The sequence below is a fragment of the Ruegeria sp. HKCCA4008 genome (assembly GCF_013033125.1).
GTDB lineage: Bacteria > Pseudomonadota > Alphaproteobacteria > Rhodobacterales > Rhodobacteraceae > Ruegeria.
On record NZ_WQDM01000014.1, the window covers coordinates 1 to 24,220 of the forward strand.

Here is a 24,220-nt window from a genome sequence, read left to right on the forward strand (position 1 = left end):
TACCGCCCGCCAGCGCCCGAAACCATCATCCCGATGGATCACAGGCCGATGATGCACTAACAATCAACTTGGACCAGTCAGTTGAGGCTGCTCAGGCGAGTTTGGGGCAAGACAAAGCAGATTAAAAACCCCGAAACCGGGCGTCGAGTTATTAGAGTGAACAAAGATGAAAAGCTTTCCCACGAGGTTCCAGAGCTACGAATTGTAGAACAAGAGGTCTGGGAAAAGGTTCAAGGCTTGGATGTGGAACTCATTGGCGACATAGAAAGCCTATTTGTTCCACCCAGCAGCAATAGGCATGCCCTTGGTGTGGAAACGATGGTGCCGGGGGCGGAATACATTATTTAAAGTAAGCATATATTTTTGTTATATAAAATACTAGCAAATACTACACGATACCCCGAATGATACCCCCAGTGAAGAAATTGCCTCGCCTGCATTTGCAGTTTACTTGACGCGGCCATTCACCATGTAGAGGCCAATTTTGACCTCGAACACAACTACGCCCTCAACAACCAGTCGTTCGTATGATACGAGCTTTGCGATCAATCTGGCAGCGAGCCAGCGTCATAGATTTGAACATTGAAGGCAGTAATACTGGTAGGGTAGGAGAAGTATGTCCAAAGTCCAAACTACCCAAAAGGGGCTAACATTCGCGCAGGGAATGCCTCGCGAAGCAAGCGATTGATCAATCATTGCCAAACAATTGCCAACAGATAGTCAACCGCAGCGACCTCGATAGTCAAATCGCCGGCACTCTCTATGCCTCAGACTGGCCAACCTGGTGCGAACCGACGGCCGCAAAGTGCCATCCGTGCTACTGGCCAAGGTTGTTCGCAAGCTCGTCATCACAGCCAAACTAAGCTTCTCTGAATGGCCGCTATGCAAAGATGACTACCGTGCTCCTGGATCGGCTCACACCCCGTTGCCGCATCCTCGAAAACCGGCAACGACAGCTACCGATTAAAAGCCAACTCTTAGGCCGCAAATACAACAGGAACGGAGACCGCAACATTGATCGCTACTCAGACAACGACGCATAGTTGAGGGTGAGTCAAATCTTGGAGAAAATACCGGGTCAGTTCTCATTGACAATCAACACACCTGCGGTACGCGTGATCTCGGACAACGGTTTCTACAGCCCTTACGAGCGTAGCGCCGAGGAAATCCACATCATCGGCCGCATCCGCTGGTTTGCGCGGGAGATTTGAGGTGGTCGATGGCTCCCATGATTGCGGCACATGTTCAAAAGTGCTTGGCTTAAGTTCACGATCAAGTTTCGGTTATGTCAGAACTTCTCGGCAAACAGCCGCTAGCGCCCACTGAAAAGAAAAAGAGGAATTCATGCCTGAAGTTGAGAATGACCGTCCGTACTGGTTTGTAGGCGCTCAGTGGGATGGCGAGGACCAGTTGGACCGCTTCATCTCCGAAGGCATTTGGGCGAATGGCTATCATGACAAATTCCAGACTGAAGTTAAGTCGATGCGAGCCGGAGATCAGATCGCGATCAAATCCTCTTACACTCGAAAGCACGATCTGCCATTTGAAAACCACGGCCATGCGGTTTCCGTTATGGCCATCAAAGCCGTTGGTACAATAGTTGAAAATTTGAATGATGGCCGCAATGTGCGAGTTGATTGGAGGCCTATTACCAACCGGCGGGAATGGTACTTCTACACCAGCCGACAGACTGTCTGGAAAGTTGAGGCGAACGATTGGGCTTCGGAGGGACTGGTGGCATTCGCCTTCAGAAATGCGCCTCAGGATTATGACAGGTTTCGAAACGCTCCCTACTGGCGCGAACGGTTTGGCGACCAAGCGGAAGACACGATGTTTTCGTGGACGAGTTTTTACGAAGACTTCGCTGAAAAACTTCTGAAGTTTAAAGATGACCGGTCCCCGCTGATCAATGGCCTAAAGGAAATCGCAAGCAGAAATGAAAAGCTGTCTTATCTGACTGACCAGTTTGAAGACGGAAGCGAAGGCATAATGCGAGACATTTGCCCGTTTACACTTTTTGGAGTTTTTAATCGCGGCACGACTGTCGAGAACCGAACCGCTCTAGCTCGCGAACTTGGCAATCTGATTGGTGTCGAGGCCGAAGCTCCAACATCCTTTGATGGAATTCCAATTCTCAATAATCAAAACTCCTGGTTCTTTGCTTGGGAAAAACTCAGGGAACCGGACGACATAGATCGGCTCTGGAACATTTTTTCAGCTGCCCGGCGATTTGCGCAATCCGATGATCCCAATGCACGTGTCGATTTCATCGAGGCTTTCGACCAAGCATTGAACGTGAAGCAAACATCGTGGAATCTGACGGCGGGTTTATTCTGGTCAAACCCTTGGGATTTCGCGACGCTCGATGGCCAATCCAGATCGTATATCTCTAATCAACTTAGCTTGCCGGTGCCAAAACGAACGAAATCTTTTCCCTACGATGGAGACAATTATCTAAAGCTTGTGGATAATCTCTCTCAGCGCTTCGAAGAAGAAGACTACCCGGTTCATAGTTTCCCTGAGCTGTCGTACCGAGCATACGAAGCTTCGTCGCAAGACGAGAGCAACAGCGACGATGATGTCGAAGTAGAGAGCTCTTCAGGCTCCGACGAGCTGGATGTTCTATCGGTGACGCCGCCTCCGGAACCATACTCGATTAGTGAATTGATGGCAGATGGCTGCTTTTTACCAGAACCGCTGGTGCAACGAATTCTCGGGCGATTGAGAGACAAGAAGAATCTGATTTTGCAAGGGCCGCCTGGCACTGGAAAGACATGGCTTGCAAAACGTCTAGCCTACTCCCTGATGGGTGAGAAGGCCGAGACAAGAGTGCGCGCGGTTCAGTTCCACCCAAATCTATCGTACGAGGATTTCGTTCGCGGTTGGCGACCAACCGGCAGTGGCCAGCTCGCTCTTGCAGAAGGCCTTTTCATGGAAGCCGTTCATGCGGCTATTGACTCCCCAACGAAGCGGTTTGTTGTCGTCATCGAAGAAATCAATCGAGGCAACCCAGCCCAGATCTTTGGCGAACTGCTCACGATTATTGAAGCTGGAAAGAGGACGCCGGCTGCAGCTCTGGAACTGTGCTATCCCGACGCGGACGGAAAGCGGCGCCCAGTACATGTACCGGAGAACCTTTACATTATCGGAACGATGAACATTGCCGACAGATCGCTTGCTCTGGTCGATCTTGCTTTGCGCAGGCGATTTGCATTCATCACTTTGGAGCCACAGTTTGGCGACTTATGGCGCAACTGGGTTATCGAAAATGGTGGCGTAGCTAGAGATCTGGTCGACGTCATCAAGGCCCGTATGATGGCCTTGAACCAAGAAATTGCTGATACCTTTGGCGCTCAATTCAAAATCGGGCACAGCTATGTCACTCCGGTCCGAAAGATGGATCCTGCCAACACCAAGGACTGGTTTCGAGCAGTAGCTGAAACCGAAATTGGCCCGCTTCTCGAAGAGTATTGGTTCGACCAACCATCGCGCGCGGAGGAAGTCCTCAAACGGTTGATTGAAGGATGGTGAGCCCTCCTACATCCGCCTTGCATGCTAGCAGCGATGTTGGATTTGTGGGCAAGATACCCATCCGGAATATATGGCTGCTGATGCTTTACGCATCTGATTTGTATCAGGTTTTGGGGGGCAAGGCGGTCGGGACAGAAGAAAACCCGGATGAACTCCCTGAACTAGTCGCAGAAATTCTAACCCGAGAGGTTCAGCGACGCCTGCAAAGAAATCTCACGGCTGGATATCGTGTGCGCCACCAAATTATGAACCGCGTTCGCGGCAGAATAGATCTGCTCTACACACATCGTCACCAATTGCTGTCGCGTGGCCAAGTTGCCTGTCAGTTTGAAGAACTAACCGTGGACACTCTGCGAAATCGGTTTGTGCGCGCGGCCCTTGAACGCCTCGCCCGTCTCGCTGGAAGGCCGGAACTCAAGCACCGCTGTAGAGTTCTCGCGGAGAGCCTGCGGCTTTTAGGGGTCAATGGATCTTCGCCCTCGCGAAGCGAAGTTGGTGCGGATCGATTTGGTCGGCATGACGCAGGTGACCGTACCATGGTTGCCGCCGCTTGGCTGGTTTTCGACCTTGCGCTCCCAACGGAGGACGCGGGGCAGAAGCATCTTAGGTCCCCGGATCGCGACGAGGTTTGGGCCCGACGCTTGTTCGAACGTGCCGTTGGTGGCTTCTGCCAAGTTGTTTTGGCTCCTGACGGCTGGAATGTTCGGACTGGTAAAAAACTGGACTGGCAGCTGGATTGGACGAGCGAAGGGATGTCGGACGTATTGCCGGGAATGACAACAGACATCATTCTAGACAACCCCTCTAACGATCGACGGATCGTGATCGACACGAAGTTTACATCGTTAATAAAGCCAGGCTGCTTCGGCTCGACATCACTCAGTAGCGCTTATCTTTATCAGATTTATGCCTATCTCAAATCTCAGGCGGGAAAGGGAGGGCTCAACGATGTGGCAGAAGGGCTAATGCTTCACCCGTCGGTTGGAGAAACAATAGATGTGAGCGCGTCGATACAGGGACAGAAGGTGCGATTTGCCACAATCGATTTATCTGGCGAAAGCGTCAGCATTCGTGAGCAGCTTCGCTCTATCTTGGTTTCTCACTAGCCCGGTCAGGCGCAGTACATCGGCCCGTTGATTGCCGTTTGTTTTGGTTAGGTAGATCGGCTGTCTAGCCTCCATGTCCTGGGCCATTTCGGACTAGAGCTTCGGGGACTGGTGGACGCATGTTGAGGGTCTGAAGGGTAGCTTCGAGCTTTGTGCTGACTTCAATGGTTCCTTTGGGAGAAGAAGTGGCGACCCCGCTGGGAGCCGCCCATCTGTGGGTTATTTTCGAAAGTCCGAAAAGGTGAGAAGCGAGTACGCAGCTCCAGGTGCGAGATACAACACTTCATTGTGGAAGCCCAAAAAGAAGAGTGTGTAGGTCATCGCACAAAGGCAGTGTGCTACGCATTTGATCAGTTTCGACGCATTCATCTGAGTTCTCCTGTATGAAAGCGCCGTCCGGACGGAGCAGTTTGGCCAACATAAGAGTCTCAAAAAAATCGATGCATCACACGATCGTGTGACCTACAACTTTCCCCCAACAAGCATGCAAGAAGGACAAGTTTTTTGGGGGACGAGCATGGAACGATACCAACCGCACTTGGGTGAATTGATTCGAGAGTTGCGCGCCGAAAAAGGGTTCAGCAGCCAAGAGGAGCTAGCAGATCACGCTAAAATCGATGCTAGGACCGTCGGGTCGGTTGAGAGTGGAAAGCGTATTCAGGAGGCGAAACTTGCTGCGATTTCTGCGTCACTTAAGACTACAATTGGAGAGCTGAAGTCTCAGGCGATTGCGCGACAAAATTCACAACGAGACCACCATGCTAGAATAAATAAGGAACGTGGCGCCGAACCCGAAGAGAACGACGAGAGTTCCTTTTCTACCGTTTCAAGAGACTTAGACAAAGTAGATGCCGACGTAAGACGTATCTTTGGGCCGCTGACTGCTCCGACGCGGGAAGACGGAATAACCGAGTTCTCATCACGTCGTCTCATCTCCTCAATGTCTGCGCTTGGTATTCCGCCTGAGGTTATTTTCCGGATACTGGGTCGACTACCGTTGACGTTGAGAAGGTATGTTTCGGATGACGGCGTCCTTTCCACCAATCACATCCGAAGTGCAGTAGCTCTGTTGATTTCTAAACTGGACTTGGAAGACGTTAATGAGACGGACGTTTTTCGGTTTCGCTCCGAAGCGGCTTCGCGCGGCCGAACTGCTCGCCAGAACGATGCCCTAATACTAGACGAGATTAAGTTCAGTTGGGCCACTCGATACGCACGGCGTTACGGCAACCCAACCCAAATCATGCGTGTCCTTGAAGAGAATGGTCAAACAAGGAAGCTAGACTACGCGTTCATCAAAGGAGAACTCATTCCACACGTTCTCCGAAGAGTGCTTGGCGACGATTTTTCCGTAGAAGAAGAGCAGTTGGTGAATCCATCCGTTGTATCCGAAATGGCTCGAACAACACTCGAGGAGTTCAGGCGTTTGGGCCTCTACACTTTGCGATACAGAACTGCCCTGTGGCTTACGGAAGACTTGGCAATCCACCCCCCCCATCCATGGGTAGTTTCCGAGGACACCCGCGATACAACCATTGCCTACGACTTTGAGCGGGCCGATGCCAATTTGGATGGTTTGCGAAACACTGAAGACGCGCCGGGCTTTGACATAAAACATCGATTTTCAGAGGTGGTTCATCATCTTTGCTCGGCAATTCTCGCTACCTACAATGGCTTCTTGGGCCACCGCCACGCTTCCTCTATTCACCTTCTGAGGCACTGGCTGGCAATCGAGAATGACAACCCAGTACTGTGGAAGAGCTGTGAACTTCGACTAATAGACGGTGATTTGTTCGCATGCAGGATTTCAAGACAAGAGTTCAGCGCCCTTCTTAAGAGACTGGACGTAGCGCTGATGTCTCGCAGGATACCACCAGCGGAGGAGCTGATTGCAAAGTGCGAGCAACTCCGAGAGTTCTCTCAGAGGGTGTTTTCTCACCGTGCCAAGATGCGTCAATACAATCTAGCCATGGCAAGTGGCTCGGTGGACGTTCAGCAATATCTTCCCGATCTCGCCAGGGAGATAATCTTTTCATGCTTTGGCGCGCGGAAGGTGTTCGAGCTGAAAGACCGTGAATCCCAAGAACAAATCGGGTTCAGTGCCACACCTGCTTTCGAGGGAACAGTCTTGGAGGGGCGACCTCCCTTGTGCGTCTTCATCTTCTGTAACGGACAAGGTGACGCTGCGAGCATGCGACGGACCTGCGACAGAGCAATCGACCAACTGAATGCACACAGACTCGCCGAGACTTGCGTGATTCTTTGCGCGAGAAGGCCCTCTCGGAACCTGAGGGAAATGGTGATGACGGCGGAAAGCAAACTTCCAACTACTCAGATACTCAGAGTGTTACACATGGACGAAATGCGTGCAAAGCGACGAGAAATGGACTCCATTTCTGACTTTATAGACTCGGTTTTTTCAGCACAGGAGTAGCTAGCTAAGCTCCAATAAATGATACCTAGCAAGAAATGCTCGAATACTGGGTCACTTCGATTCCCGAATCCTTCCACGCGCAAAGAATTGCCAAGAGCCTAGAGTGAAGCATAAGCAACTCCACGGTGATCTTGTAAGGTTAGTCAAGTAAACCGTGAGCGTACGAACAGCATTCGACAGGCATCGTCTCCTGTGTGCTGCGTCAAACCCGGCGAACACCACAGACCCTACCCACCCCGCTCCCTCGACGGGTCTCGAGACAGCCCAGGTTCTGAGCTACCCCGGTTCGACGGAGTTTCCACCAAGTTATGGAGCAATCCAACAGATTTGATTTTTTGCGTTCCCCACTAATCCTCTGTTAGGGCACCGTCCATTTCTTGTCTGGCATGACGGAACTAGCAGGGGGAGACTTGAAAGGACTCGCGATGCCTTTTGGAGTAAGTTGTTCGTCTTCGCTATCGTTGGGAGAAGGCTCAAGATGCCGGTCCTTGAAGTCTGCGATGCGATCAATCTCCAGAAATGCAATCGACGCTTGAGGTTGACCATGCATGTGGAAGACTTGGCGCTTGTACGGCTTTTTGAAAGGAGCATATGCGTTGCTTCCTCCGTACAGCCCATTGTTGGCTACAAGTACCATCTGAAACATGTGGTAGTGGAGCGCCTGAGCCATCTGGTCAAAAGTCCCCACGTCCTTATTCAACGCAGGGATCAGGTAAACATCGGAATGTTCCCTCAAGTCAGCTGCCAGGTTGAGATCAGTTGCGTCATAACAAATCGATGCGGTTAGCCACAGCGGTTCGTGACCAGGTTCGGTTGTCCACTGGTAGCCAACAAGCCACTGACATGGCCGGAAAGGGCGTATCAAAGTGGTTGGACTGTTCAGCTTGCTTTCTTCGGGTGCCAAATTTCCTTTGCCCTGCCTCCTAACTTGGACACGAAACCCGCCGTTGGCGTCTTGCATGGGGAGAATCCAGAGTGCGCTGTTGACCAACGGTTTGCCCTTCTCGATCTCATCATATGTTAGACCCGTAACTACTGTGGTACGATGCTTTCGCATGAAGGGGACGATATGCGTACTGATGTCTGCCGGATGAACCGCTAGCTCCGGTAGGATTAGTAGATCCAAACGGCCGTTCTGATCTTTATGTGTTTCCCGCAACTCCAAAGACTTCGAAACTGCCGACAGCGCTGCTGAAAGATGTCTTCGGTGGCGTACCCGTATATCTTTGTTTGACATCGTTAGATCAGATTTCTGGAAGTCCTTTTTCTCGCCCGGAATCACTGTCTGAATGACACAGGCTCGGAGAGGCTGTGTGGAATCTCCAGAGTATGAACGAGGAAGACTGATTGGAAGCACGTCAACACTCTTCCCGTGGAAGCCTTCAAGGAGATTTGCCCTCTCCTCAAGTGCTGTAAGAAGGGTGCCAACCGAAATGCTCTTTTGGGCCTGATCGGATTTTTGCGGACAACCTGGCCATTTCAAAAGGTCAAACAGTAGGTTCTCTATCCACTCTGAAATAGGTAGCCAATCGTCGCCAAAAGCGGAGTGCCCGCTATAAAGCCCGTAAAATCTTTGATACCAATGACTGGTTGCTGGGCGATAGATAGTGTCGAATTCTTTCCAGTATGAAGCCCTGATCGGTTTCGTGAAGTCACGACGCGCCGTCAAAATGAATCTTAGAAGATATCCTAGTTGAAATCTCCACTTCTCATCGTCCTGGCACCAATCCGGAGGTGAGTACAGGGACCCAGATCCTTTTCCAGACCTTTCTATTCGTATCGAGTCTACGGTTTGTCTCTTGGGGTCGTGATCCGAAAATGAAACGTAAACATCGGAAGGAGAAATATAGTCGAAAGCTCTTTTCTCGGTTAGCTCTTCAAGAAAAGCGGACGCAAAACTGATCAGTGAGTATTCATTGCGAAGTACTTCTTTCGTTTCATTGGTCAAAACCAATTCAGCCAGTTGGTATTCATGCCGCCGGCTCCTTGGTTTCTTGTAGCCCAAACTTGACTTCGCTGGACCAAAAAACAGCTCGAGCATCGAGGGAACTGCTTCAGCCATCTCTGCGCCGAAGTCCGGATCCAGCTTTGCGATTTTGTTCGCTCTTGCCGCAGTAATACCCTTTGAGATTATCAAGCTCGTCTGTTCGACACTCCTAAACGATCGTCGAACCAACACAGAGAATGTGGCAAACTCATCGTCTGTGAAATCCTCCGCGTTACCGGCAAGGAAGTGCTGAAGCCGCTCGTAGTGATCGCCATCTGTCTTTTGGTCCCAATCGTCTAGGGCATCCTCACTTGTGGCCAAAAGCAGGCGCGCTTGCTGTGCTAGATACCAAGGGACCGCAATCGTACTGTCTTGAAGTATCGACTTGGCTTGCTCGTACAGCTCGGCTCTGAACCTTCTGACATTGAGCTGAGATGGCAACTTCTCATCGTCATCCACATAGGCAGTCTCAACAGCGCCGGCTCGGAAGACTTCGGCCAGGCAGTAAGATGCAACACTCACTTCTTTCGAACTATGATCGTATTCAGCCATCACTCGAGATAGAAGGTCGAGAACTCGTCTTAATAGCTTGAAATCCGGCCATAAATCCAACCCTATCCGCAACAACCGGACATTGGATGGATCTTGGATCCACTTTGAAACTAGTTCATATGCAAAGGCCTTTACTTCTTCATCCAGTTCTTGCCGTGTCAGTGCTGAACTAAATCGAGAAGTTGACGAAACAATCTCGCCTTCCTGGCCCTCGAGGTAAAGCAATGGTCGCAGGGAGCGATATGTACTTCTAAACCTAGCAGCGGCGAAACGATCGACTGTTTCGTCCTTAACGTCAGGAACCGGCAAAAATTCCAACCCAGGAGCTCCCGTTTGCCCCGTCCCAAGCCTTTTCTGGACACCGATCAGTCCAAGTATTGACCCGAGTATTTCGCTACCGCCAGTGGCATCGAAGCCTCCCGAGACCGCAGACTGAATTCTACGCATCTTTTGGCTTTGACTTACTACCGGCCGCTCACCGCCCCGGAATACTGCGGCAACGGTTTTTTCCTTTGAGGTTTCAAGACCTGGCGCTGTCGTATCTAGAACTCCATCCATCCAAACGGACAACTCGTTTTCTAGTTCAGCAATGCTCTTTTCCGCTTCGACGCTTAGTACAAGGCGTATGTCGTCAACGTACCTAGCACAGTCAATCAGTCTGACGCCTGGCCTAACGTACTCATTAATTGATCCCGTTAGTGTTTCATCGAATTGCAGGAGCACGGCGTTTGCAAAGAAACCCGAAGCAACCAGCCCCTGCGGAAGGCATACTCGTTCAAAGCTATCGAGCTCAGCTTGTTTCTTGTATTCATCGACTGAGCCGCCATCATCTTGGTGCCAGGTCCAATCCAGATATCCGCAGGCAAAATCGAAAAACTGTGCCTCGTGAGCATTTAACTGAAATCTCCGAAGAGACTTATGAAGGAGTTCTGGAGAAACTCGATCATAAAACTGCTTCAGATCTGATTGAAGAATAACGATCTTGGAGTCGGTTTTCGGCATGGCCTCCGCTATCGAGTCTGGCCGCTCTAGAAACGATCGATAGTCTTCGAAGTAGCCTCGATATAGCTTTGCAGAACCCCACCGGTGCCTTAATTCGTCACCCTCCCTATCGCAGAACAGTCGATTGCCGTATGAAACAACACGATCCGTTTTGGATTCTAGATGGGGGTGTCTGGTGTCACCCTGTGCAGTCTCCAAGCGATCCGCCAAGAGTAGCATCAGTGCCGTAGTTACTACTTGGTCCTTGATCGAAACATGAGCCAACGGCCTCAGACGTGTAGATAATTCAGACGCTTCTGTAGGCCCCCAACTTCCAGTTTCATGTATTCTCCAATCCTGCCCCTTGGGTGCAGGGACCAGTCTCAAAGGATCGTTAGAAAACCCGTCCCCGGACCTAATTTTCTTTGAAAGGTTGGTTATGAAGTCCTGCAGGTTGATTGCCGTTAGGTCCAATTCCAAAGTGTCGGAAAACCAATTGTGGTATCGAATATGTGCGGAAGCTTTCTTCCAAGCCTGAACCAGGACTTCTTCGCGCGACAACTCGTCGAGACTCAGTCTGAGTTTTTCAATCATCAAAGCACCTTTCGGCTGGAGTGCTCAGCAAATCGGAATCATTTGGTACATCTAAACTAGGCCCGCTTGCACTCCGCAATAGCTTGCTTTTGTTGGGTTTCAGCGTCAAGTTGTACAGCTCACTCGAGTCTCGCACAGAGTCCTCAGATAGAAGTCAATTCTCGTTCACTTGGGTGTTTTCTCCAGCTTTCCTTTCCTCTTACAGCTCGGAAATTTCACGCACCCGAGGAGATTCCCGTACCGCCCCTTGCGTTCAATAAGCCAGCCGTCCGAACATTCCGGACAGCTGTGGAATTCTGCGCAGCATGAACAAATCAAAAAGCCAGGTTTGCCTGGCTTCGAAACGGGCAAGTCGCTGCCACATGAACTGCAGGGGCGAAGGGTTTCACCGCAAAGGTCCCGATGTTCGCATGCGAAGAAGAGCCGGCCATTCTTAGCCTTCTGTGCCAGCATCCGCCCCCCGCAGCCCCGTGGGCTGTAGCTGGCAACGCGCAGTTAGTAGTGCCTGCTACCATTTAGGGCTATTTTCTTCCTGCCTTTAAAAAATGTCATTTTTTTCAGTAGGTTAAAATTACTCTAGCCTAAAAAAAATGCGCTCCACTAATAGTTCCGGCAACACTACCCAAGCCAACCGCATTCAGAGACACAACAGTTGCCATCCAATTCAGGTACACGGGCCAGATACTCTATCCCTGACCGGCTTCAGATCGAGCCTCTATCCAAGCACGAATCTCTGCAACAACGTCAGCATTGGTCTCGTCAACGGCAATTCCTTCCAATTCCGACCGAGCGTCACTGAGGGTTCTTCCTGCCTTCACACACTCCCGTCCTTGCAACCTATTTGCCAGCCAGGTCTCAAGCGCCTGCCGAGCTTCTAACCTTAGCGCTTGGGGCCTCTCAAGGAACACAAGCCGCCGCCCGAGTTCTCGCAGACGATTGTCCTCAAATGTATCGAACAGTTCAGCGCGTTCGATCCATGAAGCTGTGTGAAACGCTGCCATCCGTGCCGTGTCAGCGCGGCTAGGGAAGCCTTCGTACATCCGCGCCTCGACGATGTCAGCGGCCGGCCAGGGCGGGTACCGCTGTGCCAGGGCCTGCCCCACCCGCACAGCAAACTGGCTATCCCGGGCGACCTGGGAGGCCCTGCGGACGATCTCGGCTTGGGGCATGTTCAAATCCGGCGCTAGAGCCATATCGACAACAGCCGGCATCTTGTTGGACGACACTATCCGAATAGCCCTGTTTGGGCCCTGCATGGCTTCTACGAGTTGTTCGACGTCCATGTTGAGCACTGGCTCCGGGTCTTTTGTTAGATCGAAAACTCCGAGCATTGTCGGATTGTCAGGACTTATCCCACACCCCACTACGGGCCGCACGAAAGAACGCCCCATGTGGTACTCAACAAAGCAAAGCGGCTCTCCCGAAAACACGCGCGCCTGCACTTCTGATTTTTCAACCAGCGGCATCAGTGCGCTCCAAACTGCCGGCGCTCGGTCGCGGATCAGCCGCGCCATATAAATGGTGGCTTCTACATCCGCCAAGGCGTCATGGGCATTCTCATGGGCAAACCCATTGGCCGGAGCCAGCATATCCAACCGAAGTGTTGGCCGTTCTTTGTGGTTGATTGGAACCGTGATTGCGTTCGGTGCGAGAACTGCGGCCACCTGTGCAAGGCGCAACACATCCGCCCGCCGATTGCCGCCCGTGTTGGTAAGATAGATCGGCTGCAACGTTTGGTAGAACGCCTGGCGCAGGAGGGGTTCGTCAAAAGCCAATGTGTTGTACCCGACGATGATTGCCGGGGACCACTCGCGCAGCGTCTTTGCGATCTTCAGCATGGCTTCGTAGTGTGTCGGAAGGCTTGGATCGGTCAGCATCGCCGGCGTCACGCGTGTGGCCAGCAAGGCGCCTGGTGCTGGAACCACATGCGGGAGTAAGCGGCACCGGATTTCGAAGCGGTCGAGTTCGTTCAGATCGGCGTCTGTCCGGATTGCTGCAAACTGCAGAATTTGGTCAAACGTGGTGTCCGTTCCGGTAGTCTCAGTGTCGTAGAATATGTAGCCCATGCCTATCCTTCGGAATCCACTCCAAGAAAGTGCACCACTCTGTTGAACATTGATGCACAGGTGCGTAGTCTAAAGCAACGACGGGAGCTTCGATGACCGGCCGACCCCTTAAATCAACCAGGCTCTCCGTGAGCCTCGAAGATAGTGACCACAAATCATTGTCAGAGATTGCAGCAAGGAACGACGCTTCTCTGTCGTGGGTAATTAGGAAAGCAATTCGTGCCTACGTGGAATCTTATAAACAGTCAGAATTTCAAGAAACAAAGAAATAGTCAGGCGGTGATTGAAAGCGACATTTTTCTTCGAACCAAAGATCAGGTTCTCAGAGCAGTTAAAGACACCACGGAAATCGGTACATGCTAGGCTTAAATCTTCGACAAGAATTCAAAGGCCGTCGCCTTAAGGGCACGGCAATTGAACTGTCAAATGCTGCGAAAACTGGGGCGACACAGGTTTCAGCACAGGATTTTCTCGAAATAACCTATCCGACCCAAGATCTCTTGAAGGCGATAGAAGCAATTGGACCTGAGAAAGGGCGTCCCGTTGTCGTGATCGGTGAGCGGGGCTTGGGGAAATCTCACCTGATGGCAGCTCTTTACCACTCAGTCAGCGATTCCGCCTCAACCAGAAATTGGCTGAATAGCTGGGCAAGTACTCTAAATAATCCCGATATAGGGCAAATTCCTCTGCGTGGCGAAATGCAGGTAATAGGTGAGAGCCTTCATCGGCAACGCTACAAGTTTCTTTGGGATATACTATTCGAACGCCATCCTCACGGCGCCTACATTAGGGGCAAATGGGAGGGCATGGGAGAGAGCAAGACTGATATCCCATCTGATCAGTTAATATTGGAGCTGCTGCAAAACACACCCGTCATGCTCCTCCTTGACGAATTCCAGACCTGGTTTGACGGTCTGACCAATACGAAGCAGTACCCGTGGAAAAACTGGGCGTTCAATTTCATTCAAATCCTTTCTGAAATTGCTAAAGAGCATCCAGAACTGCTTGTTCTGGTCGTTTCTGTCAGAAACGGTACTAGCGACGCCTATCAGCAAATCCACCGGGTAAACCCAATTCAGGTAAACTTCAAAGCGGGGGGAAGCCCAGAGAAGATTCAACATGATCGGCGACGTATGTTGCTCCATCGGTTGTTCGAAAACAGGCTCCAGATCGATGAGGCTTCAATCCAGGAGAAGGTTGGACCCCACATTTCAGAGTACTTTCGACTATTGGGAGTCCCAACTTCCGAGCACGAGCGTCAGCGAGAAGAGTATAGAGAAAGTTGGCCATTTAGTCCCAATCTGCTTCGATTGTTAGAGGACCAGGTTCTCGTTGCCACTGATGCGCAAGAAACCCGTGATCTTATCCGTATTCTCGCCAACCTCTTCAAAAGCAGAGGTGATTCAACTCCGGTTCTGACAGCAGCAGACTTTCGTCTAGACGATGAGGCCTCAGGCATCGGCGCGCTACTGGACTCTGTCGCCAATCAACAACACCGCTCACTTCGCGACAAGGCACTTCGAAACCTGACCTCGGTGATGGAAGCGGTGCCAAACCATTCGACCGAAGTTCCCCACTTGCAGGAGCTCATTGGAGCTCTTTGGCTCCGGTCGATAGCTGTTGGGAATTTAGCAGGGGCAGAACCTGCAGTTCTTCAAGCAGATCTTACACAGGCCAATCCATTGGACGACAACGCTTTTCAAGTCGAACTGGCCACAATCATTGAGAACAGCTTCAACATTCATCAAGAAGGTACTCGACTCGTTTTCCGAGAGGAAGAAAACCCACAAGCGAGAGTGATGGCGTCTGCCAGGAACGACAAGCTGTTCACCGACGGCTCCGACTTGGAGCAACTGGCTAGGGAGGTTCGCTACGTAATCGGAGGTGCCGAAGAGGTTGCCAAAGCATTCAGAGTCATTGCTCTCCCTCGTGATTGGCTGAATCAGCCCTGGGGCGAAGTTGAAGAGAGCGAACGGCCCGATAGGTGGGATGCAAGACTACCGATCCTCGTCCTGCCTGAAGAGCCTGACAATTGTCATCATCGTTTGGGACGTTGGCTCAAAGATCACCTTCAGCAGCGTCGAAACACCGTTCGATTTCTGATTCCACGAAATGGCGCCTCAAACATCTTTTTTGATCGTGATCTAATTGTCCTCGCACGAGCCGAAATGAAGGCACAGGAATGGGGGAATCAGAACGCACAGTATCGGAAACTACGGGGTAAGTATCAAAGCGAACTTCGAGATATTCTCAAAAAGCGCTTCGACAGGTTTGCTGTACTTCACCGCTGGGATTATTCTGACCCCGGCAATTGCCAGTTCCACGTGGAGGCGCTTCGTGAGCAAGGCGCGAAAGTGCCGGAGGCAATTGAGACCGCACTCGCGAACGACTTGTTTGTTCCCGAAGATTTCGAGGCGCTCGTTCTAGAAGCTGCGGCGAACAATACCTCGGTTGGCAAGTTGTTAAAGGAGCTTCAGGAGCCTCGTCCCACAGGGCAGGATTGTATTCCGTGGTTGGGCGAAACCGCGATGAAAGAACGGATCGTCCGCCTTTGTGCTAAGGGCTTGGTAGCGATCAACCTTAGAGGGTTGGAGTACCTTCAAACGCAGGCAGCAGAAGACGAGGAAACCGCGTGGCGGCGCCTTCGCCCGAAACTCTCATTCACCGGTCGGCAACTCGACGAAGTGTTTCTTTTGTCTCCTTCAGCCGTACCGTCTACGGGCGGTGCTAGCCCAGAGCCCACACCCGACCCTGCAGGTGGCCTTTTAGGAGGCAGCGCGGGGCCCACACCTGCACCGATTGACAGTGACCAAGGTGGTGGTCAACAAACACAGCCTCAGCCTAGCGGCGGCATATTTGGAGATGGTGTAGCGGCTGCTCGCACACCGCACCTTGCGCCGGCAACATCGCCCCTCAATCTTATTGGCAAAATCGAAGGCTGGGGTATCGGTCCGGCTACGCCTGTCAAAGCCGTTACTATCAAAGTAGATGCGGCAACCGGCGCTCAGCTCAAGGAGCTTCTAAAAAAGTTGCCAGACGGCATGACTTTCGAGCTATCGCTCGACAAGGAAGGTGACTGATGGCCCTTGATCTTGAAACGCTTACTAGTTTCACGGTTGCTTCCGAGGAGCAAGCTTGGTCCAAGATCATCGATCACGCGATGTCGATTTGCAGCACTCCGCTCGATGCTGAAAAGGCTCCTGGAGAAGTCACTCGACGAGATCGCAGGGTCGGGGAGTTGGACCACTTTCTGTCATCTAGCGCATGGGAGTTGTGGCAATCATTCCCACACGCCGCTCCTAGAAATGCCGATAAAATCATGCAATGGTGGTCGGCTCCTTACAGTGCGAAGGCTCTGCTAATTCTTGACGGTCTGAGTTTGAGGGAGATTCCTTGGCTTGCCGAAGGGGCAAAAGCGCGTGGCTTTACGGTTCAAACAACAGCTGCATATGGAGCGGAAATCCCCTCCGAGACGAATGCTTTTGCCAAGGCACTTGGATTTGGAAGCCGTAGCCAGCTCCAAAACAATGGTGGCGGCCGCGCGCACAAATTGGCACCCGCGAGGACGGAGTGTATCGATCTTCCTTGGAAGGATTGCACCGGCCTCATCGATGCTTCACCAGATTGGATTTTCTGGCACCAATGGCCCGACAGTAAATTGCACGACGGATCGGGAGCTGGCCAGGGGCTGGACTTACTCACCCGCGATATCGCGGCACAGCTGACCGGCGACGATTTCTGGGAATTTGTGGACCGCCTGGCAACAGGGCGTCGTTTGGTTATTACCTCTGATCATGGTTACGCAGCGACCGGTATGTTCACTGATGCGGTCGATGGAGCTGCCGCGTTTCTCAAAGGAGTTTTGAAGAGCGGCAGGCTCGTACCTGGCAACCACGATGCCGGCCACTTTAGCCCACCTGTCGCACTGCAAATGGAAAGCGAGCATGGCAAGTACTTACTCGCAGTCGGCCGCTGGAAGTGGAAGAGCCAAGGGGGCTACCCCACACTGGCTCATGGCGGCTTGTCATTGCTCGAGATGCTTTGTCCATTTGTTGAATTGACGAAATAAGGAACGCCCCACATGGCGACAAAAAAAGAACGAATTGCAAAAGAGGTTGCACGTGCAGTTGGGGCAGGAAAGCCAGTTGCCCTTGAGACAGTGGATTTCAGCGACCCGAACCGGCCAAAAACCTGTCTAGAGGTCGATTTTCCGATTTTGCCGGTCAACCAGGTCGCCGTCATCGAGGGGAATGCTGGCAAGCCAATATATCAGATGTCGAAATGGTGGGCCCGCCGCCGCTCAAGTGTATTTCGCTCGATGTTGATCGCTGCGGCGGCGAAAGCGCCGGATGACCCTTCGTTGGCCGCAAAAACCGTCTGGGACAATTACTACGCCAATCACAAAAAGAAGGGTGCCTTCAAACACCTGAAGGTGGCCGACATCTTCATGGGGGGCGGTACGACTCTGGTCGAGGGCTCACGCCTCGGCATGCAGATGTCGGGCAACGACCTCAACCCCGTCGCGTGGTTTGTTGTCAAACAAGAGCTAGCCGACGTTGATTTGGACGAGGTGAAACGCCTGCTGGCCGATATCGAAGCCGAGGTGAAGCCCCAGATCATGCCGTTCTACTACTGCGACGGCCCGAAAGGCGAGAAGGGAGCCTGGACGCACAAGCCGACCGGCAACGTAATGGGGGAGGATTTTGACCCTCTGTCGCTTAAGCCGGAAGAGCGGAGAGATTACAGCTACGAAGGGCCCGAGATCATATACACCTTCTGGGCCAAGCACGGGCCCTGTCAGGTCACGGGATGTGGTCATCGCACACCAATTATGACCAGTAACGTCATGGCGGTGAAGTCGTTGACCGTTAAGCACTGGCCGCATCGGTGCCCTGCGTGCGATGCCCAGTTCGATATCGAGAGTGCTGAAGCGCGTATGGCGCCTGACACGCCACTATACGTTGCGCCGGATGAACCAGCCTATTCAATTCTTGATTCAAAAGGGCATGTGACCTGCCCAGACTGTGGTCATATCGAGATGGTGAAGCTCGACAAGGGCAAGAACAAGAAGGTCGAGCTTTCCCTCCTTGTTCATCCTGATTGGCTGTCCGGGAGCCCGAAAACCGCACCGGATGGCTCTGATTTCGGCGGCTCACCTCAAGACGATGCGGCGTCGACCCTTGCTTGGAATTCAGAAAGAGCCCGCCACATACGCCTCCTGGAGGTACGCGGAAAACTGCCCGAGACTGTCACATGTCCGGAGACAGAAAGGACATTTCCGACAGGTAAAGGAGGTGGAACGGTTCCGAAACGATCGACTTTCACTTGTGCCGCTTGTGGCACCCAGCAGGACGTCCTTACCGCGATCCGCCAGACCAAAAAGACTGGACCTTGCGCCGGATACGCCATCCAGGGCTTCGCTCCAAAACGCAAGAACCAGCGGCTCCCGTACGGGGGGCGCTTCTTTAGCGAGTTCGATGATTGCTTTGCTCGACAAGAGTCTGCGGCCGAAGCCGAGTGGGAACGTCGTAAGGATGAAGATCTTGCTCCGTTTTGGCCGAAGTCGGAGGTGCCCTTTGGCTTCATGACGTATATGAACAACGGGGGAATACCCAACCATGGTTTCACCCATTGGGCGGCAATGTTCAATAGTCGCCAACTTCTTGTTCTTACTCAATTATTGAAAGCAATCAGTGAAGTTGGCGACTACGACTGGAACATCCGCGAGTACGTTTTAGGTGCATTTCAGCAATATATCCGCAACCAGAACATGTTCTGCTTCTGGGATATAAGTAGAGATTGCCTGGCCCCACATATGAGCAACAACAATTACCACCCCAAATCAAACATGGTCGAGAATTGCGTTTTCAGCAATCTCGGTAGGGGGAATTGGCTTTCTTGTTGCGAAACAATCGAGGCGGGAGAGAATTGGTCGTGTGCACCTTGGGATTCAGTTAGCATTGATACGCTTTCTAGGACTCATCCAGCACTTGCTGCCGAGGCAACCGGAAAGAGCGAGAAGGTCTATCCCAGCGACCCGGTTGAAGGAGCAGATATATTCCAGCGTTCATCGACAGACCTGGAGCACTATGAAACAGCGAGCATCGATCTAGTAATCACCGACCCACCTTTTGGTGGATTGCTGCATTACTCGGAATTAGCAGACTTTTTTCATGTTTGGATGCGACTGCCTCTGGCTGACAAATACCCCAATGTCTTTGGTCCAGAATATACTCCAAAATCAATGGAAGCCGTGTCCAACAAGGCGCGCGAGCCCGAGGATCCAGATGGCTTCTACCAACGTCTACTGACTGCATGCTGGAAAGAAGCCCATCGGATTCTGAGGCCTGGTGGAATGCTCTCATTCACGTTTCACCACAGCGAGGATGCGCCTTGGGTCTCGGTTCTCGAATCTCTCTTTGACGCGGGCTTCTATCTTGAAGCCACATATCCAATCCGCTCAGACGAAACCAAAGGTGAAGGCAGCAAACCAGGTACATTCGGGTCACAACAAATCGAATACGACATCGTTCATGTTTGCCGAAAGCAGACGGAAGACCCGAAACCTGTGAGTTGGGCACGCATGCGTCGCGAGGTGTTAGCCGATGTACGCCAACTTCAGGGCTTGCTTGAAAACCACGCTCGCCGCGGACTACCCGAAGCAGACCTTCAGGTAATTCGGCGCGGCAAAGCGCTTGAGTACTTCTCTCGGCACTATGGAAAGGTTTACGTTGACGAAGGACGTCCAATTTCCGTGAAGGACGCTCTCGTCGGTATCAACCAATTGATTGACGAAGATGCAAACAAGGCTTCAGAGCTCCCACCCGTGAGCGCTGAACCGATCACTCGGCAGTTTTTGCGCATTTTTGACAGTAAGACCGAGCTTGCCCGGGACCAGATGCAAAAGATGCTTCGCGGCTCTGGGATTGCGCCCGACGAATTCGTCAACCGTGGTTGGGCGCGAGAAGAGCGTAAAGTGTTCTACCTTTGTGATCCGCTCAATGTCGCGCGAGATTGGCAAGGGCGGCATCGCCGGCGTCTCACTTCTGATCTTGATCAAGCACTTGTTCTTATTGGCGCCTGTTTTGATGGAAGTGGGATAAACGCAGCCGATACACTCAAGAACGAGAACTTCAAGCCGCACCCTGCATTGAAGAGTTTGCTGGAATGGTTCGGCAAGCGAGGACAGACGCAGCAGGTGAGAAACGCTGCCTCCCGGGCGCTCACAATCTACAACAACTGGGCCGTCAGCCATAAGGACCAGGTCAAGCAGCTATCTCTGTTCTTGGAGGACGAGATATGAAGCAGTTACTCGATAGCGTCTGGCTGCGGCGCGGGGTGAGCTGGATATGGGATGACGATGCTTTCGCAAGGATTGCGAAAGCACAAGAGGTTGTGAGTCTACGGCAGTTGATCCGTTTGAACGGTTCATGGCCAGACGATCTTCCTAGCAATGGGGGCGATACGCTTGTGGTTGCAGGTCTCGACGCGTGTATTGACCTCATGTCGCCAGCTGATGCTGATGCTTGGCTAAGCGGCGAACTGAAGACTGCTATCCTCTCATTTCAGGATGAATACGACGGACAAGCAGCTCTAATCTTTTGGCTTCCAAACGGACAACGGCGATTTCAGATCGATTTGGCTACAGACGCCGTGCGTTGGCGGTGTTCGGCCCCGAATTCAGGAAATCAAATCGATTTCGGCAGGATCTTGTGGGGTGAGGCGCGAGAGTACCCACAAGAAATCCTGCTTTCGCCAGACGGCAAGCCTGCAGGGCTATTTCATCTCAGAATAACTTGAGCAATCGGATGGAAAAGACAGAGTTTGGTCCAGGAGAGAGAATAACACACCTCGAATTCGGGGCTGGAGTTGTGCTGGAACCACCGCAAAATGGTTACTTGCGCGCGTTTTTCAGCATTGGTGAACGGCGCGTCCCACTAGCCAGTATCCAACGTGAATTGTCTCGCACAGAGCGTACTCTGCGCTCTGTTGAGGGCACTTCAGAGCGAGCTCGCTTGGTTTGGTTATCCTATGAAGCGCACGCTCTACCGGTTATGGAAAGTGCATCTGCGTTGACTTCGGCGAGGATCGACCTCTTACCTCATCAGGTCGTTCTGACCCACCGCATCGCAACAGCCTCACCTCGACGGTTTTTGATTGCTGATGAGGTTGGTCTTGGAAAGACCATCGAAACGGCACTCGTACTGCGCGAACTCGCCAGTCGCGGTGAACTCAATCGGGCATTGATGGTCGTACCCGCGGGACTAGTGAACAACTGGCACCGTGAATTGAACGAGGTGTTCAACCTCGACTTCGAGGTTTTCGGTTCCGAAGGAGATATCACAGACCGTAAAACGAACGCTTTCGCCAAACATGATAGGCTCATCGCAAGCATTGACACGCTCAAGAGACCCGCTCGAATCAAGCGCCTCCTAGATGCACCGCAGTGGGACCTCGTCGTGTTCGACGAAGCGCATCACCTAACTGCATATCGAACTGGTGGAAAAGTCAGAAAGACAGAAAACTACAAATTGGGCGAAGCCCTAAAGGGGCATTCCCGAGACCTTCTCCTGCTTTCAGCCACGCCGCACCAAGGCAACCACTTTCAGTTTTGGATGCTTATCCAGCTGTTGAACCCGACGCTGTTCGGGAGCCCTGAAGAAATGGTTGAAAATAGGCACCGCTTAAACACCGTGATGTTCCGCCGAACGAAGGCTGATGCATGTCGACCGGATGGCGACCCACTTTTCGCGCGTCGTTGGGTTCACACCGAGTCTTTCCTAATGGATGACGAGGAGCATCGTTTTTATGAGCGCCTTAGGGATTACCTTGAAGACGGCTTTGACCTCGCCAAGCGGCAGGGGAACCAAGGGCGCGCGCTCGGATTTCTCATGGCCATCTTTCAAAAGATCGCGGCATCTAGCTTCGCTGCCGTTCGCCGAACTTTGAAGCGCCGCATGTTGATGCTTACACTTCACGAAGCTCTACTCCGAGATAAAAAGCTCGACATCGAAGGCCGTGAGCGCCTGTTCGACGAAGCGAGGGAGCTGATCCACGCTGAATGGGGCCTAGACCGAGATCCAATTGGAAGAAGTGAAGTCGACCGGATTTTGGCCGACCTCAAGTATCGGCTGGCAAAAAAACTTGACGAAGAAGCACTTGAGTTGGCTTCGGACCCTTACGGGTCTGAATTTGCATCTTCACACATGGAAGACGTCGCGTCGGCATCTGTCGACCTTCACTTGCCTGAAGAACGATTGCGTATAGCGGATTTGTTGTCAGTTTTCCCCATGCAACGGGAAACCAAAGTTCAAAAGTTGTTGGACGGACTCGGCACGCTTTGGCGCCAGAATCCCGACGAAAAGATTGTAATATTTGCGACCTATCTTGGGACGGTTGACCTTCTTGCTCACGAGATTGAAGCAACCTACCCGGGACAAGGTGTCGTCGTTCTTCGTGGAGGAGATCATGGGGCAAAGGCCGCAGCTGAGCGGCGGTTTAAATTGAAGAACGGCCCCAGGGTACTTGTGTGCACAGCTGCGGGCCGTGAGGGGATCAACCTTCAATTCGCACGCATACTGTTCAACTTTGATCTGCCTTGGAACCCGATGGATATGGAACAACGTATCGGACGCATCCACCGATATGGGCAGGCGCACACAGCACAAGTCTACAACCTGGTTTTGTCGGACACGATTGAAGGGCGAATTTTCCTTCTGCTGGACGAAAAGTTAACCGAGATCGCCAAAACTCTTGGCAAGGTTGACGACCACGGTAATGTTGCCGAAGACCTTCGTTCGCAAATTCTGGGGCAGCTATCTGAACGACTAAACTACGATCGACTCTATCAGGAAGCGCTAGGTGATCCTGAATTGAAACGGACTTCAGTCGAGCTAGAGGCCGCACTTTCAAATGCGCGCGAAGCGAGAGAGGTAGTCTTTGATCTTTTCCAAGACCTCGACGGTTTCAGCCTGGATGACTACAAGCCATTCGCCGACGTTTCGAACGGTCTTGAGCGGCTTATTGAGTTTCTGAAGCGAGCACTCGCTGATAGAAATCTACAGCTTGCTAAAGTCGATTCCGAAACCATAGACCTGCTCACCGAGGATGGTGCTAAGCGAATCCGCTTCACTCTCAATCGCGATGTTGCAACTTCGTCCGACAACTACGATTTGCTAGGCCTTGATCATCCAACTGTGCAGGAAGAACTTGAGAGTTGGAGGTCGTTGAGCCCCGAAAATCTGGGCGTTGCGCTAAATGGCAACGGAGCGGGACCAGCGGTTTTATCGATGTGGCTGGTTGAGGCAACCAATAGCCAAGGTGAAAAGCGACTGACTATCCAACCAATAGCCATTTCACTTGATGGAACGAGAGTGCCAGCAATTGAGAGGCAACTGGAGAAATTCTTAAGGTACTCGCCTGGATCACCTGCATTGAGCGTCGATCAGAGATTGGAGCTTTTTACCCAAGTAGTCGAACCATCCTTGCAGAGGGAACTGATACATAAAGGGGCGGCAAGCGGTGACGGAAGCTACTCCGCTGAGTTGATCGGTTATGTCGAGCTTGTGTAGCTGACGTTGGTCTTCACCTGGATCTGAGATCGGTTTTTCATCCGAACCGCAGTAGGCGCAAGCTCAAATCGAGGCCTGCACAGCTAATGAAATCCACCGGAGGATACCTTGGCAATACTACCAGGCCGGTTTGGAGGTGACGGGACATTTGGGCGAGGTGCGCTTACCGTTCGACACATTCAGGTGATCCGGCCGTCTCCTCAGAGCTGTTCCCCGAGCGGATAGTCTGAGTTCAACCGCTGTCGTCGCCTATGGCCGCGACCACCAGGCCGAAATCGACGTGCGCGAAGTGGGGTTCTACTGACTTCTCAGACTCGCATTTCGACTACATGACCCGCACACACCGCTGCCGTTTGGCACAAGCTCTTGTGAAGTTGCTACCGAGAGGTCAGCTCATC

At 52.2% G+C, this 24,220-nt stretch carries 14 protein-coding genes; 11 read left to right on the forward strand and 3 right to left on the reverse strand.

The features are described from left to right. Nucleotides 1-156 precede the first annotated feature (156 nt). The 5 genes from GOW60_RS20040 to GOW60_RS20060 all read left to right on the forward strand — a co-directional run bounded on the left by GOW60_RS20040 (nt 157) and on the right by GOW60_RS20060 (nt 7,071). Nucleotides 157-348 carry a hypothetical protein gene (locus GOW60_RS20040; RefSeq protein ID WP_171230668.1) on the forward strand — a complete coding sequence of 64 codons (192 nt, stop codon included), beginning with the start codon at nt 157-159 and terminating at the stop codon, nt 346-348. Between the two features lie 740 nt (nt 349-1,088). Further along, nucleotides 1,089-1,211, forward strand: a complete 123-nt coding sequence (locus GOW60_RS21360; protein WP_256369199.1) for a hypothetical protein — start codon at nt 1,089-1,091, stop codon at nt 1,209-1,211. Nucleotides 1,212-1,344: 133 nt separating this feature from the next. Then, nucleotides 1,345-3,531, forward strand: coding sequence for an AAA family ATPase (locus GOW60_RS20050; protein ID WP_171230669.1), 2,187 nt, complete (start codon nt 1,345-1,347; stop codon nt 3,529-3,531). After that, nucleotides 3,525-4,637, forward strand: coding sequence for a 5-methylcytosine-specific restriction endonuclease system specificity protein McrC (mcrC, locus tag GOW60_RS20055; protein WP_171230670.1), 1,113 nt, complete (start codon nt 3,525-3,527; stop codon nt 4,635-4,637). Before GOW60_RS20050 ends, mcrC begins: the two co-directional genes overlap by 7 nt. Nucleotides 4,638-5,154: 517 nt before the next feature. Next, nucleotides 5,155-7,071, forward strand: a complete 1,917-nt coding sequence (locus GOW60_RS20060; RefSeq protein WP_171230671.1) for a helix-turn-helix domain-containing protein — start codon at nt 5,155-5,157, stop codon at nt 7,069-7,071. A gap of 358 nt (nt 7,072-7,429) precedes the next feature. Here the strand turns inward: GOW60_RS20060 and GOW60_RS20065 are convergent, their stop codons facing one another. The 3 genes from GOW60_RS20065 to GOW60_RS20075 form a co-directional block, all read right to left on the reverse strand. Next, entirely contained in the window at nt 7,430-11,185 is a 3,756-nt protein-coding gene (locus GOW60_RS20065; RefSeq protein WP_171230672.1) for an RNA-directed DNA polymerase, read from the reverse strand. 165 nt (nt 11,186-11,350) lie between these two features. Further along, nucleotides 11,351-11,638: a topoisomerase DNA-binding C4 zinc finger domain-containing protein gene (locus tag GOW60_RS20070; protein WP_171230673.1), complete on the reverse strand. Its 288-nt coding sequence runs from the start codon at nt 11,636-11,638 to the stop codon at nt 11,351-11,353. Between the two features lie 233 nt (nt 11,639-11,871). Beyond that, nucleotides 11,872-13,251: an exonuclease domain-containing protein gene (locus tag GOW60_RS20075; protein WP_171230674.1), complete on the reverse strand. Its 1,380-nt coding sequence runs from the start codon at nt 13,249-13,251 to the stop codon at nt 11,872-11,874. A 92-nt stretch (nt 13,252-13,343) separates the two neighbouring features. Here GOW60_RS20075 and GOW60_RS21500 point away from each other — a divergent pair, with 92 nt between their 5' ends. The 6 genes from GOW60_RS21500 to GOW60_RS20105 all read left to right on the forward strand — a co-directional run bounded on the left by GOW60_RS21500 (nt 13,344) and on the right by GOW60_RS20105 (nt 23,822). Continuing rightward, entirely contained in the window at nt 13,344-13,523 is a 180-nt protein-coding gene (locus GOW60_RS21500) for a ribbon-helix-helix domain-containing protein (protein ID WP_171230675.1), read from the forward strand. Nucleotides 13,524-13,607: 84 nt separating this feature from the next. Beyond that, a complete protein-coding gene (locus GOW60_RS20085) occupies nt 13,608-16,331 on the forward strand; it encodes a DUF499 domain-containing protein (RefSeq protein ID WP_171230676.1) in 2,724 nt (907 codons plus the stop codon). Then, nucleotides 16,331-17,320, forward strand: a complete 990-nt coding sequence (locus tag GOW60_RS20090; RefSeq protein WP_171230677.1) for a hypothetical protein — start codon at nt 16,331-16,333, stop codon at nt 17,318-17,320. Before GOW60_RS20085 ends, GOW60_RS20090 begins: the two co-directional genes overlap by 1 nt. A 12-nt stretch (nt 17,321-17,332) precedes the next feature. Then, nucleotides 17,333-20,554 carry a DUF1156 domain-containing protein gene (locus tag GOW60_RS20095; protein WP_171230678.1) on the forward strand — a complete coding sequence of 1,074 codons (3,222 nt, stop codon included), beginning with the start codon at nt 17,333-17,335 and terminating at the stop codon, nt 20,552-20,554. Then, the gene (locus GOW60_RS20100; protein WP_171230679.1) at nt 20,551-21,051 is read left to right on the forward strand and encodes a hypothetical protein; all 501 of its coding nucleotides are present in this window, start codon (nt 20,551-20,553) and stop codon (nt 21,049-21,051) included. The genes GOW60_RS20095 and GOW60_RS20100 overlap by 4 nt, the downstream gene beginning before the upstream one ends. 8 nt (nt 21,052-21,059) lie before the next feature. Then, complete coding sequence (locus GOW60_RS20105) at nt 21,060-23,822, forward strand: DEAD/DEAH box helicase (protein WP_171230680.1); 2,763 nt, start codon at nt 21,060-21,062, stop codon at nt 23,820-23,822. The last annotated feature ends 398 nt before the right edge of the window (nt 23,823-24,220 follow it).

Coding starts and splice junctions, on each gene's coding strand:
- GOW60_RS20050 (WP_171230669.1), top strand. CDS start 1,345: ATGCCTGAAGTTGAGAATGACCGTCCGTACTGGTTTGTAGGCGCTCAG.
- mcrC (WP_171230670.1), top strand. CDS start 3,525: ATGGTGAGCCCTCCTACATCCGCCTTGCATGCTAGCAGCGATGTTGGA.
- GOW60_RS20060 (WP_171230671.1), top strand. CDS start 5,155: ATGGAACGATACCAACCGCACTTGGGTGAATTGATTCGAGAGTTGCGC.
- GOW60_RS20065 (WP_171230672.1), bottom strand. CDS start 11,185: ATGATTGAAAAACTCAGACTGAGTCTCGACGAGTTGTCGCGCGAAGAA.
- GOW60_RS20070 (WP_171230673.1), bottom strand. CDS start 11,638: ATGCTGGCACAGAAGGCTAAGAATGGCCGGCTCTTCTTCGCATGCGAA.
- GOW60_RS20075 (WP_171230674.1), bottom strand. CDS start 13,251: ATGGGCTACATATTCTACGACACTGAGACTACCGGAACGGACACCACG.
- GOW60_RS21500 (WP_171230675.1), top strand. CDS start 13,344: ATGACCGGCCGACCCCTTAAATCAACCAGGCTCTCCGTGAGCCTCGAA.
- GOW60_RS20085 (WP_171230676.1), top strand. CDS start 13,608: ATGCTAGGCTTAAATCTTCGACAAGAATTCAAAGGCCGTCGCCTTAAG.
- GOW60_RS20090 (WP_171230677.1), top strand. CDS start 16,331: ATGGCCCTTGATCTTGAAACGCTTACTAGTTTCACGGTTGCTTCCGAG.
- GOW60_RS20095 (WP_171230678.1), top strand. CDS start 17,333: ATGGCGACAAAAAAAGAACGAATTGCAAAAGAGGTTGCACGTGCAGTT.
- GOW60_RS20100 (WP_171230679.1), top strand. CDS start 20,551: ATGAAGCAGTTACTCGATAGCGTCTGGCTGCGGCGCGGGGTGAGCTGG.
- GOW60_RS20105 (WP_171230680.1), top strand. CDS start 21,060: ATGGAAAAGACAGAGTTTGGTCCAGGAGAGAGAATAACACACCTCGAA.